The sequence below is a fragment of the Paenibacillus pasadenensis genome, assembly GCF_023715725.1.
Taxonomy (GTDB): Bacteria; Bacillota; Bacilli; order Paenibacillales; family Paenibacillaceae; genus Paenibacillus_O; species Paenibacillus_O pasadenensis_A.
Genome location: NZ_JAMBOT010000004.1, coordinates 194200 through 209621, shown reverse-complemented (window position 1 = coordinate 209621; position 15422 = coordinate 194200). Strand labels below are relative to the sequence as shown.

The following is a 15422-nucleotide window of genomic DNA, read 5'->3' as shown; positions in this document are numbered from 1 at the left end:
GCTCGCGTTTTTGTTACACAAATGAAATATTTCTGTCACGTGCTTATTACAATGAACGGTTAAGATAGTTGCATGACCCCCTTTTAATAAATATCTTGGGACCTTCCACCGTGGAAGGTCCACTTTTTTTTGCGCTCGCAAAATAAAAAAAGCGAAGGACGGCTGCGCAAGCAAGCCCATCCCTTCGCCCGTTCGTGCATCCTGGAGCTTTTGACACGGCAGCTACCGATTTAGGAAAGGTTACAGCGGCACCGAAACCTGCTGTTTTTTCCGGTAGTACACCCATTCCTTAAAGCCAATTTCCTTCAGCTTGCTGCGGACCTCTTCGAGATCGTCGCCAACCCGGGAAGGCTTGTGCGCATCCGAGCCGAAGGTGACCTTTACGCCATAATGCAGCGCGCGTTCCAGAATTGCTTCCGAAGGGTACCAGCCGCCGACCGTTTTTGTTTTGCCGGATGTATTGATTTCGATCGCAGTCCCGCTTCCCGCGATTGCCTGCAGCGTCAGATCGATGCTTTCCGCAGCGGGAATGTCGGAGAAGGCCGGGTAATAACCTTTCATGGCGTCGATATGGCCGAGAATCTGGAACATGCCGCATACGGCGGACTGGCGGATCAGCTCATAATATTCCTTTTTCTGCTCCACCTGAACGGCATCGGACAGCCCTTTCCAACGGTTGCGATTGAATATGCTTACTCCCCCGGACAAGTGAACGGAGCCGATTAAATAATCAAACGGATAGAGCTCAAGCGCTTTGCGGTACGTCTCGGCGTGCTCGGGGAAAAAGTCCGATTCCATGCCGAGCAGAACTTCAATCCGGCCCTCATACTTGGCTTTCAGCGACAGCACTTCCCGCACGTAGTCCGGCAGGGAGGTGCAGGCCATCGCAATGCCCGGCTGGGCATGATCCTCGTCGCTTCCGAAATACGGCGAATGGTCGGAAATTCCGATAACGTCCAGTCCGGCGTCGATTGCCGCCACAATATAATCCTCAATATCGCCTTCCGCATGGCCGCAGCGGGAATGATGCGTATGCAGGTCGAATTTCATACCGTGCGCCTCCTTGTAGAGTTTCAAAAGCTGGCCTAATCCGGCCCGTTATTCGCTGCTGATGAATTGATCCTCCGGCATGCCCTTCAGGTCGCTCAAAAACTGCTGCATCGCCGAGTTCAAATAACGCCCGGATTTGTAAATGACGCCTACGGGGTGGCTGACCTCAAGCTCGGTAACCTTAATCATGCGCAGCGTGCCAAGCCGCAGCTCGTTGGCGATCGATTGTTTAGAGACAACGGCGGCGCCCAGATCAATCTCAACCATCCGTTTGACCTCTTCGCTGCTGGACAGCTCCATGACGATGTTGGGCGTAATGCCGTGTTTGGCGAATACCCGGTCGACGAAGCGGCGGCCAAGCGTATCCGGTGAGAGCATAATAAGCGGAATTTCCCGCAGCTTATCCACGGAAGCATGCTTCAGATGGGCGAGCGGGTGATGCGGAGATACGACAAGCTCAAAGGTGTCGTAATACAGCGTTGACATCTGCACGTTCGGGTTATGCTCCATCAAATACGTCAGGCCGAGATCAACGCTGCCGTTCTCCACGCTGGATAACACCTGGGCGGAGGGCATCGTATGAATCGTCGTTTTGATGAGCGGAAATTGATTCTGAAAATAGGACAGTACGCGGGGCAAAATCTGAATCGCAATGGAACTAGTCGTCCCAAGCACGATATGCCCTTGGGGCATCAGACTCAGATCGGACAGCTTCTGCTTCAATTCCTCCACGATATCGAGAACCCGGACGGCATGCTCCAGAAAAACCTGGCCGCGATCGGTTAATGTAACCGGCTGGTTCCGGTCCACCAGCACCGTTTTGAATTCCTCTTCCAGGCTTTTGATCTGGGCGGATACGGCGGGCTGGGTCAGGTTAAGCAATTCACCTGCTTTGCGGAAGCTCATCGTTTTGGAGATCGTAAGCAGCGTTTCGAGCTGGCTAATATTCAGAGGCGGGCCTCCTGACTTTATAAATTGGGGTTTCGTCGCTGCATTGGCTTGGCGTACACTATCCTTCTAGTATATCCAACACAAAGGCAGGGGTAAAGCTGGCTCCGCTTTGCATAAATTTAATGTGGGAGCCATAGCCGACAGATGCGGGAGGAAGCAGATTCCGAACATAACGGGGGGATACCGATGGACAAAAAGGCGGTCCGGGGCTGGATTTGGTACGACTGGGCGAATTCCGCTTTCGCCACGACGATGCTTGCCGCCGTCATGCCGGTTTATTACGAGTCGGTCGCTGGCAGCGGTCTGGAGGGAAATCTGGCGCAAGCCTATTGGGCCAATACGCAGAGCATCGCCATGCTGCTCGTTGCTCTGCTGTCGCCGCTGGCCGGCGCGGCTGCGGACTTATCTCGCTCCAAGCTCCGTTTTTTGATGGCTTTTACGATTATCGGCGCCGTGCCGAGTTCTCTGATGGCGTTTGCCGGGGAAGGCGACTGGATGCTCGCCTCTATTTTGCTTGTGCTGGGCATCGTCGGTTTTTCGACGGGCAATACATTTTACGATGCACTGCTGCGGGACGGGGTGCCGGAGGCGGAGCGGCATTCTGTCAGCGCGAAAGGTTACGCTTACGGCTATGCGGGAGGCGGCGTGCTGCTCGCCGTTAATCTCGCGATGATACTAATGTGGGACCGGCTCGGCTTCCCGAGCAAAACGGCGGCTACCCAGACGGTATTCGCGACGGTCGGCGTCTGGTGGCTGCTGTTTGCATTGCCGCTGTTTACGCGCTGGAAAGAGGAGCGCGGGGGCTCTGCCGCAGCAGGCTCAGGCTCCTTAACGGTGCTTCGGGCGGCTGGGGCTTCGTTCGGCCGGCTGGCGCAGTCGCTGCGCAGTCTGAAGCGTTATCCCGAGCTGTTAAAGTATATGGCGGCTTTCTGGTTTTTCAATGACGGCATCAGCACCGTTATCGTAATGGCGACTATTTACGGAGCGGGAATCGGCATTGGCTCCAACGAGCTGATTATGGCGCTGCTCGTCACCCAGTTCGTCGGCCTGCCGGCAACGCTGCTGTTCGGAAGGCTGGTGGCGCACTTCGGCGCAAAACGGATGCTCGGGGGCTCGCTGCTCGTGTATCTTGGAATTGTAGTGCTCGGTTATTTCATGACAAGCGCGCTTCACTTTTTTGCGCTCGCTTTTCTGGTCGGACTTGTGCAGGGAGGCAGCCAGGCTGCGGCGCGTTCTCTGTATGCGCGGCTCGTTCCTGTCGGCCGCTCCGGCGAATGGTTCGGGTTTCTGGCGCTCAGCAGCAAATTCACCTCGATACTGGGGCCGCTCATATTTTCCATCACGGCAACGCTGACCGGCTCCAGCCGGCTGGCGATTCTCTCGGTTGCGGCCTTTTTTGTCATCGGGTACGCGCTGCTGCAGCTTGTCGATTTTGGCAAAGGGGAACGGCAGGCTGGAGCTGAAGCGCATGGTGACGCAGCGGCGAAAGATGGAGGGAGCTTTACGATTTAACCCATAAACACACAGCCCCCCTTGCGGTCTGACGTCCGGCGTCAGCGGCAAGGGGGGCTGTTTAGATGCGGAGGCTCTCCAGACAGGGCGGAGCAGGACTGCGCGGCGCTCATAACCAGCCCTTTTTGCGGAAGAGGAACAGCATTCCTCCGCCGAGCAGCAGCATGAAACCGAGCAGGAAATAAAAGCCGAAATAGAAATCCTGGCCGGGCAAATGGCCAAAGTTCATCCCGTAAATGCCCGTAATAAACGTAAGCGGCATGAAAATCGTCGTCAGCGCAGTAAAGATGCGCATGATTTCATTCGCCCGGTTGGACAGGCTGGACTGGTACGCCTCTCGCAAGTTGCCCATCAGATCGCGGTACGTGTCAAACGTCTCGGTAATTTTGACCGCGTTCTCGAGAATATCGCTAAAATATTTTTGCAGCTGGTCGTCGATCAGCCGTAAATCCTTTTTGTTGAGCGTGGCGATTACGTCGCGCTGCGGTCCCAGCACCTTCTTGAGCCATAAAATCTCGCTGCGCAGACCGATAATTTCGCTCAGATGGGATTTTTTCGTGTGCATCAAAATGTCTTCCTCAAGCCGTTCAATCCGGGCTTCGATGCGGTCTCCGACAAGGAAATAATTGTCCACGACAAGGTCGACCAGATGGTACAGGAAGCGGTCCGGGCGGCTGATCTCCTGCTCCCACAGGAGCGGCTTGAGCGAGCGCAGCTCGTTGATCTTCTGTTTTGTCACTGTAATGATATAATGCCGTCCCAGAAAAATGTTCAGCGCGCGCAGGAAAATTTCCTCGTCGTCGAACCGGATGCTGTTAATCACGATAAAATAATGTCCTTCGTAAAGCTCGATCTTTGGACGCTGCTCCTCTTCGGTGAGGCAGTCCTCCACGGCCAGATCATGCAGCCCGAACAGCGGCTGCAGGTAGGCAAGATCCTCGACGTCAGCGTCAATCCAATAAAAACCCTCCAGCGGAGGGGAAAGAGTCGCTTCCAATTGATCGACCGGCGTAAACACGCCGTTGTTGACCATTCTAATTTTCATGGCCTTACATCTCCTCTCGTACTTGAAGACGGAAGAGAAGCCGGATGCACGGGCTCGAACAGCCCGCCGTCCGGCGGAGAAGGCACTCCTTATGGGCGGGAGATGCGCTCCCCGCGAGGCGGCATTCGGAGATCAACGGCCATGCAAGGCGCGATCCGGCTTGTCGTCTTCGTGGTGATTGCTACTTGCTGCGGCTTGCGGTGCAGGCTTTGGCCTATCGCCTTCCATGGCGTTTCACTCCTTTCAGCGGTAAAGTCTTGTCTAGTATACCTTTCCCGCGAACCACACTCAAGCGGAAAAATCAAGTCCGGACGGCACTTCCGCGGGCCGGGCGGAAATAGCCTTTGATGCGTTGATTACGTAGTCTCAGCTTATTCTGGCAGTAGCTGCATGGTTCCATTCCGAAGGAGCTGCTGCGGCACGAAAAAAACCATGACGCTTCGGAAGCGTCATGGCTTGGATGAACATTTAGGATAGGCAATCGCTCAATAGCGAACTTGGTTAAGCGGCGCTTAGTGCCCGTTTTCTTCACGCTCGTTGGACAGACGCGTTACCTCGAACAGCTTGAACAGCAGGCTGAACACGATTGCGACAGCTGTGGCCAAGCCCATGCCGGACAGATGGAATTCGCCGTAGGTAAGCTTCGTGCCGCTTAAGCCTGCGACAAACACAATCGTCGTTAAATACAGATTGGTCGGGCGGCTGTAGTCGATCTTAGCTTCAACAAGCATGCGCAGACCGGAGGCTGCAATGACGCCGAACAGGAGCAGAGAAACGCCGCCCATAACCGGCGTCGGGATGTTGGCGACAAGCGCGGAAAATTTTCCAAGAAAAGAAAGGCCGATTGCAATGACGGCTGCGCCGCCGATGACAAAGGTTGAATACACCTTCGTAATAGCGAGCACGCCGATATTTTCCCCGTAGGTCGTATTAGGGGTTGCGCCGGTAAAGCCCGAGACAATCGTGCTGATGCCGTTGCCGAGCATGGAGCGGTGCAGTCCTGGGTCCTGCGACAGATCCTTTTTGACAATGTTGCCGGTTACGACGAGATGCCCGACATGCTCGGCGATGACAACAAAGGCGGCCGGGATAATAATCAGAATGGCTTCCCAGTGGAATACTGGAGTTGTGAACACCGGAAGCTTGAGCCATGCCGATTCGCTGACAGCGGAGCCCGCCGCTTCCGTCATGCCCATGGACCAGGCTATCACATATCCGCCGACGATGCCGAGCAGAATCGGAATGATCTTGAGAAAGCCGCGCAGCAGCACGGAGCCGAGCACCGTAATGAGCAGCGTGACAACCGACAGCAGAATTGCGTCGCGGTCCGGCGTCCATGTTTGGCCCGGCTTTGGATTGATCCAACCGGCCATGCCTGCGGCAACCGGAATCAGCTCCAGGCCGATTATGGCGACAATTGCGCCCATGGCCGCCGGCGGGAAGATCACATTGATCCAGCCGGTTCCGGCGTAGTGAATGATGAGAGCGACCAGCGTGAAAATAACGCCGGCGGCGATAAACCCGCCAAGCGCGGCGGCATAACCGTCGCCGGTCGCCTGAGCGGCGATGACGGAGGTAGCCGGTGCGATAAAAGCGAAGCTTGAGCCCAAATAGGCGGGTATTTTGCCTTTTGTGACAAGAATGTAGAACAGCGTGCCGACTCCGTTCATCAGCAGGCAGACTGCGGGGTCAACGCCAAGCAGGTTCGGCACGAGCACAGTTGACCCGAACATGGCGAACAGATGCTGCAGGCTGAGCAGCAGCCCGAGTGCGCCGCCGGGCCGTTCATGCACTCCAATTTCCCTTTTCATCGAGGTATCTCCTTTGTAAGTGAAGCATGATGGCATAAGTCCGTACATAACTGCCTGCAACGAGAAGCATGTCCAGGCACAAACGTGTTTATTTTACAGGCATTCCCTCCATATTACAATGATTAATCCTGCTGGCCGGGCATATCCCTAATTCCGGTTCTTGACGGCGGGTATCACATCTATTATTGTAGGAAGGGAGCAACGACGAACTGTTAATTGAATACGTAACTTTCTTATCAAGAGTAGGCGGAGGGACCAGCCCGATGAAGCCCGGCAACCGGCGTTTTTAACGCACGGTGCTAATTCTTGCGGATATGCCGAACCCGGCGTTGTCTGAGAGATGAGAGAGGCGCATGTGTTTATATACACGACCCCTCTCGGTTACGGCAGGGGTCTTTTTTCATGCATAGTCGCATCCCCTGACGGCAGACGTTCTAGCCTTTTACTTACATGAACCGAAGGAGTGACGATCATGCCTATTAAAGTACCTGATCATTTGCCGGCCAAGGGCGTTCTGACCGAGGAAAACATCTTTGTCATGGATGAAAGCATCGCTTATCACCAGGATATCCGGCCGCTGCGCATTGCGATTTTGAATTTGATGCCGACTAAAGAAACGACGGAGACGCAGCTGCTCAGGCTGATCGGCAACACGCCGCTGCAGGTGGAGGTTGTGCTGCTGCATCCGAAGTCGCATACGTCCAAAAACACCTCTTCACAGCATCTTCAAGCGTTCTACAAAACGTTCGAAGAGGTTGCCCATCTGTACTTCGACGGCCTGATCATTACCGGCGCGCCGGTGGAACAGATGCCGTTTGAGCAGGTTAACTATTGGGAAGAGCTGAAGGACATTATGGACTGGAGCCGCAGTCATGTCACTTCGACATTTCATATATGTTGGGCGTCCCAGGCGGGGCTGTATCATCATTACGGCGTGCCGAAGCATGATCTCGACCGGAAAATTTTCGGCGTGTACCCGCACACGATCAACAAGCGCAACATTAGCCTGCTGAGAGGCTTCGACGAGCAGTTTTTTGTGCCGCAATCACGCCATACGGAGGTGCGCCGCGAGGATATCGAGGGCATTTCCGATCTGGAGATTTTATCGGAATCGCCGGAGGCGGGCGTGTATCTCGTCGCTTCCAAGGACGGCCGCCAGATTTTTGTAACGGGCCATTCCGAGTACGATCCCGAGACGCTTAAGTACGAGTATGACCGCGACGTCGCCAAAGGCATGGCCATCGCGCTGCCGGCTAATTATTATCCCGGCGACGATCCGAGCCGCCAGCCGCTGTCAACCTGGAGAGCCCACGCCAATCTGCTCTACAGCAACTGGCTGAACTATTATGTGTATCAGCAGACGCCGTTTGAGCTTGGAGCCCATATCTAAATTTATTATTCCGACCATAAAGGAGCCTGCCCTTCATGAAGATTGAAAGCCGCCTTGCCCAGATCGGATCCATCAAAGAGCCCGTCACCGGCGCCATAAGCTTCCCGGTATACCAAGCGACCGCCTTCCGCCACCCGCGGCTAGGCGAAAGCACCGGCTTTGACTATGCCCGCACCAAGAGCCCGACCCGCGCTGTGCTGGAGGAAGCCGCAGCTGAGCTGGAGTCCGGCGATGCCGCATTTGCCTGCAGCTCCGGCATGGCCGCGCTGCAGACGATTTTTGCGCTATTCAGCCAAGGCGACCATCTGATTGTATCGCTTGACCTGTATGGCGGCACGTACCGGCTGCTGGAGCGCATCATGTCCCGTTTCGGCGTGAGCGCTTCGTATGTGGACACGGACGACCTGGAAGCGATGGACAAGCTTGTGCAGCCGAACACCAAGGCCATCGTTATTGAGACGCCGACCAATCCGCTCATGTTGATTACGGATCTTGAGGCAGTCTGTACGTGGGCCAAGTCCAAAGGGCTGCTGACCATTGTGGACAACACGCTGCTCACGCCGTTTTTCCAGCGGCCGATTGAGCTTGGCGCGGATATCGTCATTCATAGCGCAACCAAATACCTGGGCGGGCATAACGACGTCTTGGCCGGACTGATTGTAACGAAGGGCAAGGAGCTGTCCGCCGAGATGGCGGTTTTGCACAATTCCATCGGGGCGGTGCTGGGGCCGCAGGATTCCTGGCTCCTGATGCGCGGCATGAAAACGCTGGCGCTGCGCATGGAGCGCCATCAATACAACGCCACCCGCATGGCGGAATATTTGCTGACTCACCCGGCGATTGCCGAGGTTTTTTATCCGGCCCTGAAAGACCATGCCGGCCATGAGGTGCAGAACCGGCAGTCTTCCGGCAATACGGGCATTTTCTCCTTTAAGGTGAAGGACGCCCGTTATGTCGAGCCGATTTTGCGGCATATCAAGCTGATTGCGTTCGCGGAAAGCCTCGGCGGCGTTGAGTCGCTGATGACTTACCCGGCCGTACAGACGCATGCGGATATTCCGGTAGAAATCCGGAACGCCGTCGGCGTTGACGACCGGCTGCTGCGCTTCTCCGTCGGCATTGAGCATATCGACGATCTTATTGCCGATCTGGGAGCGGCGCTGGAAGCGGCGCGCGCGGAGATCGCCGGCGAGGTGAGCGTATGAGCAACAAGGATAAAGGCGCGGCGGACCGCCGCTTTGCAACAAAGCTGCTGCATTTCGGCTCGGAGATTGATCCCCATACGGGAGCGTCCAGCGTGCCGATCGTTCAGGCGTCAACCTTCCATCATCATGATATTTTCAATCCGCCGGGCTTTGACTACAGCCGGTCCGGCAACCCGACCCGCGCCGCGGTGGAAAGCGCAATTGCGCTGCTTGAAGGCGGCACGCGCGGTTTTGCCTTCGCCTCCGGCATGGCGGCGATCTCCAATGCGTTTCTGCTCCTGTCGGCAGGCGACCATGTCATCGTAACGGAGGATGTGTACGGCGGCACGTACCGGCTGCTGACGTTGATTTTGACGCGTATGAACATTGAAACGACCTTCGTGGACATGACGGATCTGGATGAAGTCAAATCGGCACTGAAGCCGAATACGGCAGCGGTGTTCATGGAGACCCCATCCAATCCGACGCTCAAAATTACGGATATTGCGGCTGTAACCGGCTGGGCAAAGGAACACGGGCTGCTGACGATGCTCGACAACACGTTTATGACGCCGTATCATCAGCGTCCGCTGGAGCTTGGCGTCGACATCGTGCTGCATAGCGCCACGAAATTTCTCGGCGGCCATAGCGACGTGCTGGCCGGTCTTGCCGTCACGAAGGACGAGGAGATCGGAAAGCGGCTGTATACGCTGCAGAACGGGCTTGGCGCCGTGCTTGCGCCGCAGGAGTGCTGGCTGCTTATGCGCGGCATGAAGACGCTCCAGGCCCGGATGGAGCACAGCGAGCGCAGCGCGCGCAAGCTGGCCGAGTGGCTGGACAAGCGCAGCGATATCGTGCGTGTTTATTATCCGGGCTTGGCAGAGCATCCGGGACGCGCCGTTCATGAGAGCCAATCGCTCGGTTACGGCGCCGTCGTTTCGTTCGACGTCGGCAGCGGCGAGCGCGCCAAGTCCGTCCTCAGCCGCGTGCAGCTGCCGCTTGTGGCGGTCAGCCTCGGCGCGGTTGAGAGCATCCTCTCCTATCCGGCGATGATGTCGCATGCGGCCATGCCTCCAGAGGTGCGGGCGCAGCGCGGCATCGGCGACGGGCTGCTCCGCTATTCCGTGGGCCTGGAGGACATCGACGATTTGCTGGACGATCTCGACCAGGCGCTGCGGGGAGAATAAGCGGCATTCGAGCTGTGATAGGGGTCACAGAAGCCCGGAAGGCATTATGCTTTCCGGGTTTGTCTTTTGAGCGCGGTTAACAGGCAATTCTCATGGTGTAGCGCTATCGGCTGTTTAAGCGATAATTGCCGGGGCGCGCTCGTCCGGGCTCGTGTTTGGACACGGGATTGAAACGTGACGTTAGGGCGGCGTTCATGGTACGATAAGCTATGATAGTTGTGAAAATAAGAACATACTAAGCAGGAGCGGCGGCGCATTGGCAGCAAGCGGCGCGCCGCCTCGCTATAGAAGGAGGCTCGCAGGATGCAACAACTGGACCGCGTGCTGGACAAGGCGCTGCAGGGCGAGAGAATCGGCCTTGAGGACTGCATCGTGCTTTTGGAATCGGATGAAATTGAAAAAATGGGGAAGGTTGCCAATGAGCTTCTCATTCGGCGGCATCCCGAACCGATTGTAACCTTTAACATTGGCCGCAACATCAACTACACGAACGTATGCGATGTTTACTGCCGGTTCTGCGCATTTTACCGCCCGCCAGGCTCGAAGGAAGGCTACGTGCTGCCGGACGATGTGATTTTGCAGAAAATCCAGGAGACCGTCGACGTAGGCGGAGACGAAATTCTGATGCAGGGCGGCGTTAACCCGGATCTGCCGTTCGAGTACTATCTCAATATTTTGCGCAAAATCAAAGACCGTTTCCCGGGCATTACGATGCACAGCTTCTCTCCGGCGGAAATTCAGAAAATGAAGGTGCTTTCCGGACTGTCCCTGGATGAGACGCTGCGCCAGCTTCATGAGGCGGGCCTCGATTCCTTGCCGGGCGGCGGCGGAGAGATTCTGGATGACCGGACACGCCGCAAAATCAGCCGTCTGAAAGGTTCTTGGACGGACTGGATGGACACGATGAAGTCAGCCTGGCGCAACGGCATGAACACGACCGCTACGATGGTATACGGCTTCGGAGAATCGATGGAGGAGCGCGCGCTCCATATGCTTCGCGTCCGCGAGGCGCAGGACGAGTGCAAACAGCTCGGTTATCCTTCTCCAGGCTTCCTGGCGTTCATCACATGGCCGTTCCAGCCGGACAATACGAATCTGAAGCGGGAGAAATCCAAGCCGGAGGAGTATTTAAAAATGGTCGCCATTAACCGCATCATGCTGGACAACATTCCTAATATGCAGGCGAGCTGGGTGACGATGGGGCCGGAAATTGGCAAGCAGTCGCTATCGTATGGCGTCAACGACTTCGGCAGCACGATGCTGGAGGAAAATGTCGTTTCGGCAGCGGGCACAACGCATAAGGTGAACATCGAACTGATTTTGCAATATATCCGCGAGGCGGGCAAAATTCCTGCGCAGCGGAATACCCGCTACAATATTTTGCGGGTTTTCCATGAAGGCGAACACGCCGACCGGGATTTTGTAATGCAGAACTAATTAATTGGTAAACATGAAATAGCCCGGACAACTAACGCTTTTGACCTTGGATTTTACTAAATCCGACGTCTGAGGCGAAAGCTGTCCGGGCTTTGCTATTTTTATCTGCTGGTCTATCCGTCTGTCCGGCCGGGAACCCGGCCCGATTGTTTTAAACTCATGAATACGAGAGACAGCGCTATTGCCGCAAGTATAATACCCAACGATTGAAGCCCCCCGGTGCTGAGCTTATCTCCCATGACGATGCCGATCAGCAAGGAAGAGATAATGGTCCCTAAATACCTTGAAGTGTTAAAAAGTCCAAAAGCTACGCCAATGATTTCTTTTGGTGTATGTTCGAATAAGGCCGCTTGCATGCCCACGCTATTCAATCCGTTGCTGATGCCAAATGCCGCTAAGGCAAGGCACACATTTATAATTGGGGAGTTCTGAGTTAAAGTGACCAGCCATACGGACCCGAGCGCCATCAATATCGTGGATACGATCAAGGCTGGCCGAGGCCCTGATTTATCAATCCATATCCCTGCTATTGGAGCGGCAAGGAGCGAGCATAAACCAAGGCAAAGCATAACCATTCCAGTATGGAATTCGCTGACATGACGCACATTTTGCAAGTAGGATGGAAGACCAAAAAAGAGCGAGTAAAAGAGCAGGTTAACGAGCATATATTCAATATTCACTTTTGTCATCGCGGGATATTTGGCGAATGCGCGCACAGGAATGAAGGGGGAGGCCGCTCTTCGTTCATGGCGAATAAAAGTCCCCAAAGCGATAAGTCCAGCCAATCCAACCATAATATGCCTGAATTGAAGCCCGCCGGCTGATTTTGCCGAAAGCACAGCGACGAGCAAGCCAACCAAAGCCGCCGTAAAAAGCAGAATTCCTGCCGCGTCAATCAGGTGCAGCCAGCTTCGGAAAGACTTATTTTGCGGAATGGCTGTTGGCGGTTCTTCCTTAGGAATCATTTTCCAGGCTAAAGCAAAGCTTGCTATTACAATAGGAATATTAACAAAAAAGACAGCCTGCCAGCCCCATCCGTAAATGAGGCTTCCTCCAATAAAGGGGCCGATAGCAGCTGCTCCAGACAGGAAAATGGATAACAGTGAAAGGGCAGCGGCTTGTTTCTCGGTAATATGAACTCGTACAATAGCCATTCCGACCGCAATCATCATGCTCGTCCCTATGGATTGCACAACGCGGAATACAATGAACCATGCGAAGGTTGGTGAAAGCGGAGCTAATAGGGATGCGGCAAAGGATACAGCAAGCCCGGATAAAAATATCCTCTTTCGGCCAAACAGATCGCTGGCTTTGCCCATAACTGGCTGTGCAACAGCACTCGCAATATAAAACGAAAAAATAATCCAGGAAGCCTCAGTAAAGCGGAGCCGGAAAACATCCTGCAATGTTGGAATGGCAATTGAAATCATGGAAGAGTTCAACGGATTTAACATAATCCCTAATCCAATTGCAGTCATTAACCACCAGTTGCGAGCACTCATTGTGAATTCCTCCCAAGCGTTTATGCTATCGTACCTGAACTCAAACATTTACTCTAACGCATTTCATGGTATGATGTCATAGACTTGATGGAATGAATGGGGGAGAAAACATGGAGCTGCTTCAACTGCATTATTTCGTAGCAGTAGCCCGGTTGGAACACTTGACAGAGGCTGCAAGGGCATTGCATGTTACTCAGTCGTCCTTAAGCAAAACGATTCAACGTCTTGAGGAGGATTTGGGAGTTCCTCTATTCGACCGCACGGGAAGAAAGCTGCGATTGAATGAGTTTGGAAGCAGATTCCTTATTCGTGCCGAAAAAGCGCTGTTTGAATTGGAGCAGGGGAAACAGGAGCTTCGTGATTTGTCGCAACTGGAATCCAGCACTCTTGAGCTGGCTGTAACTACTGCGAGCACGCTGCCCAATCTCCTTCGTGAATTTCGCAGCATTCATCCCCGTATTCAATTTCATGTTCAGATGCAAACCGCTCAGGAAATTGCGGAGCTGCTTAACCGAGGCGAAGTCGACTTCTGCCTGTCCTCGCCCCCGATCCAGGGAGAGAATATCGAATGCCAGATCGTTTACATTGCTCCTATTCTTGTCGCTGTTCCGAACAACCATTGGCTTGCAGAACGAAGCACTGTTTCATTGAGGGAGCTTAAGAATGAATCCTTTGTAGGCTTAAAAAAGGGTTATCGTGTTCGTGATTTAGTGGATTCCGTTTGTGAAACAGCTGGATTTACGCCGGAATATGTGTATGAAGGAAATGAGCCGGCCCGGCTTAGCGCTCTTGTGGAGGCTGAAATTGGCATTGCTTTCATTCCAAGCACGGCAATAAATTTTAGGGAGCCTATTCATTATCTCCAAATTGAGGATGATGGCGGCCTGGCACTGGAAATTGCATTGTTTTGGCATAAAGATCGTTTTCTTTCGCAAGCTGCACTGAATTTTCGCCAGACTGTAATTGAATATTTCAGCTCTTACTCCGGACCGCAATGAAAAATGCCCCAAGCCATCCTCAATGGCTAGGGGCATCCTTCTAAACACAGCTTATTTCCAGGCAAACCGAGATTTTTCGCCTTCCATGCCGTCACCGGCCAACACAATTTGATTTTTGCCTTGAGACTTGGCGGTGTAGAGCGCCCGGTCGGTGCGAATAAAAAACTTCTCCTTGCCTTCCTGATCGTAGTCTGCAAAGCCGATGCTGACGGTGATTTTGCGTGACCCCAGCTCGCTGTACTCCGCCTGCTCGATGTTCTGGCGCATCGTCTCCAAAATTTGCAGCGATTTGTCGGCGGACTTGTCGGTGAAAATGACGGCCAGCTCTTCGCCGCCGTAACGGGCGACAAAATCATTCATCCCAGCCTGGGAGCGCACCAGCTCGGCAACCTGTTTCAGCACGGAGTCGCCCGCGCGGTGTCCGAACTGGTCGTTGACCGATTTGAAATCATCGATATCGATCAAGGCCAGCTGCAGCGGCATACGAGTGGATTCGTGATGCTCTATCAGCTTATCGAGATATTCATGGAACGTAATATGGTTGTATAGCTCGGTTAAAGCATCCGTTTTGGCGAGTTTGTCCATCAGAATGTTTTTGACCAGCAGTTCCTGGTTGGACTTAGCCGTATGAATATAATATTGCCGCATTTCTTTGCCACGGGAAATAACGCCCCATGCGATTAGGCAAAACGCGCCAAGCATGGCGGTAAGCGCCAAAATGCCAACGACGGAAATATTAAGCTTTACATTAAAAAAGTAAAGGCAATAAAGCGTTATCAATGACATGATCGAGGCGGCAATCAGCTTTCGCGCTGAAAAGTAAAAAATAGATACGAAAACAGGCGTAAACAACGCCGGTATAATATATCCGATTTCAACATTGATATCCACAATAATGAAGGTAATGACGGAAGCTGCGGCAAGCAGCGTGTAATCCCGAAGCCGTTCCTCCAGAAAGCGCAAACAAAGCTCTGTCAGCACAAGAACGCTTAAATGAAGCGAAGTTGGGACAAGCATGTAATATCTGATAAAATCCTCGGAAGCAAGAGGAGTGATAAAAATCAGATAGAGGCACTCCAATATAACCATTAAGACCAGAAGGCACCAGAATCCGTTTAATAACATACGGTTCCAGCGGGCCCGGGTAAAATCGAGCAATTGATCGTCCAAGGTTAGATTCACTCCAGCTTGAAAGCTTATTTCGCACGTTAAACAATATACCATGAAAAAACCTTCAATCCAATCCTCCTATAAATAGATATTTCATGCTCAACCACCTTTTTCCTTTCGCGATTCGAGACTTTCCTTCTGCATAGGGCACTTCGCATAACCCGGACCCCTCAGCCATATACTAA

12 protein-coding genes and 1 riboswitch are annotated in these 15422 nt (G+C 53.7%); of the genes, 6 read left to right on the top strand and 6 right to left on the bottom strand.

Features of this window, described 5'->3' with window-relative positions:
* Positions 1-240 precede the first annotated feature (240 nt).
* Positions 241-1050 (bottom strand): histidinol-phosphatase, encoded by an 810-nt coding sequence (locus tag M3223_RS12340; protein ID WP_251561796.1) that lies wholly within the window; start codon positions 1048-1050, stop codon positions 241-243.
* Between the two features lie 48 nt (positions 1051-1098).
* A complete protein-coding gene (locus M3223_RS12335; protein WP_251562293.1) occupies positions 1099-2001 on the bottom strand; it encodes a LysR family transcriptional regulator in 903 nt (300 codons plus the stop codon).
* 186 nt (positions 2002-2187) lie between these two features.
* On the opposite strand from M3223_RS12335, the gene M3223_RS12330 reads away from it, so the two are divergent.
* On the top strand, positions 2188-3513 hold the full coding sequence (locus M3223_RS12330) for an MFS transporter (protein WP_251561794.1): 1326 nt from the start codon (positions 2188-2190) through the stop codon (positions 3511-3513).
* Between the two features lie 109 nt (positions 3514-3622).
* Here the strand turns inward: M3223_RS12330 and corA are convergent, their stop codons facing one another.
* Positions 3623-4558 carry a magnesium/cobalt transporter CorA gene (gene corA / locus M3223_RS12325; protein ID WP_251561792.1) on the bottom strand — a complete coding sequence of 312 codons (936 nt, stop codon included), beginning with the start codon at positions 4556-4558 and terminating at the stop codon, positions 3623-3625.
* Between the two features lie 512 nt (positions 4559-5070).
* Positions 5071-6369: a uracil permease gene (gene uraA, locus M3223_RS12320; RefSeq protein ID WP_251561790.1), complete on the bottom strand. Its 1299-nt coding sequence runs from the start codon at positions 6367-6369 to the stop codon at positions 5071-5073.
* A 230-nt stretch (positions 6370-6599) separates the two neighbouring features.
* Positions 6600-6716: riboswitch (SAM riboswitch) on the top strand.
* 125 nt (positions 6717-6841) lie between these two features.
* Here uraA and metA point away from each other — a divergent pair.
* The 4 genes from metA (at position 6842) to mqnC (ending at position 11567) form a co-directional block, all read left to right on the top strand.
* Positions 6842-7759, top strand: coding sequence for a homoserine O-acetyltransferase MetA (metA, locus tag M3223_RS12315; RefSeq protein ID WP_251561788.1), 918 nt, complete (start codon positions 6842-6844; stop codon positions 7757-7759).
* A gap of 35 nt (positions 7760-7794) precedes the next feature.
* Positions 7795-8964: an aminotransferase class I/II-fold pyridoxal phosphate-dependent enzyme gene (locus tag M3223_RS12310; protein ID WP_251561786.1), complete on the top strand. Its 1170-nt coding sequence runs from the start codon at positions 7795-7797 to the stop codon at positions 8962-8964.
* Complete coding sequence (locus M3223_RS12305; protein ID WP_251561784.1) at positions 8961-10130, top strand: aminotransferase class V-fold PLP-dependent enzyme; 1170 nt, start codon at positions 8961-8963, stop codon at positions 10128-10130. The genes M3223_RS12310 and M3223_RS12305 overlap by 4 nt, the downstream gene beginning before the upstream one ends.
* Positions 10131-10433: 303 nt before the next feature.
* Positions 10434-11567, top strand: coding sequence for a cyclic dehypoxanthinyl futalosine synthase (mqnC, locus tag M3223_RS12300; RefSeq protein ID WP_251561781.1), 1134 nt, complete (start codon positions 10434-10436; stop codon positions 11565-11567).
* 113 nt (positions 11568-11680) lie between these two features.
* Here the strand turns inward: mqnC and M3223_RS12295 are convergent, their stop codons facing one another.
* Positions 11681-13069, bottom strand: a complete 1389-nt coding sequence (locus M3223_RS12295; RefSeq protein WP_251561779.1) for an MFS transporter — start codon at positions 13067-13069, stop codon at positions 11681-11683.
* A gap of 110 nt (positions 13070-13179) precedes the next feature.
* Here M3223_RS12295 and M3223_RS12290 point away from each other — a divergent pair, with 110 nt between their 5' ends.
* On the top strand, positions 13180-14067 hold the full coding sequence (locus tag M3223_RS12290; RefSeq protein ID WP_251561777.1) for a LysR family transcriptional regulator: 888 nt from the start codon (positions 13180-13182) through the stop codon (positions 14065-14067).
* Positions 14068-14118: 51 nt separating this feature from the next.
* Here the strand turns inward: M3223_RS12290 and M3223_RS12285 are convergent, their stop codons facing one another.
* Positions 14119-15237: a GGDEF domain-containing protein gene (locus M3223_RS12285; protein WP_251561775.1), complete on the bottom strand. Its 1119-nt coding sequence runs from the start codon at positions 15235-15237 to the stop codon at positions 14119-14121.
* Positions 15238-15422 lie beyond the last annotated feature (185 nt).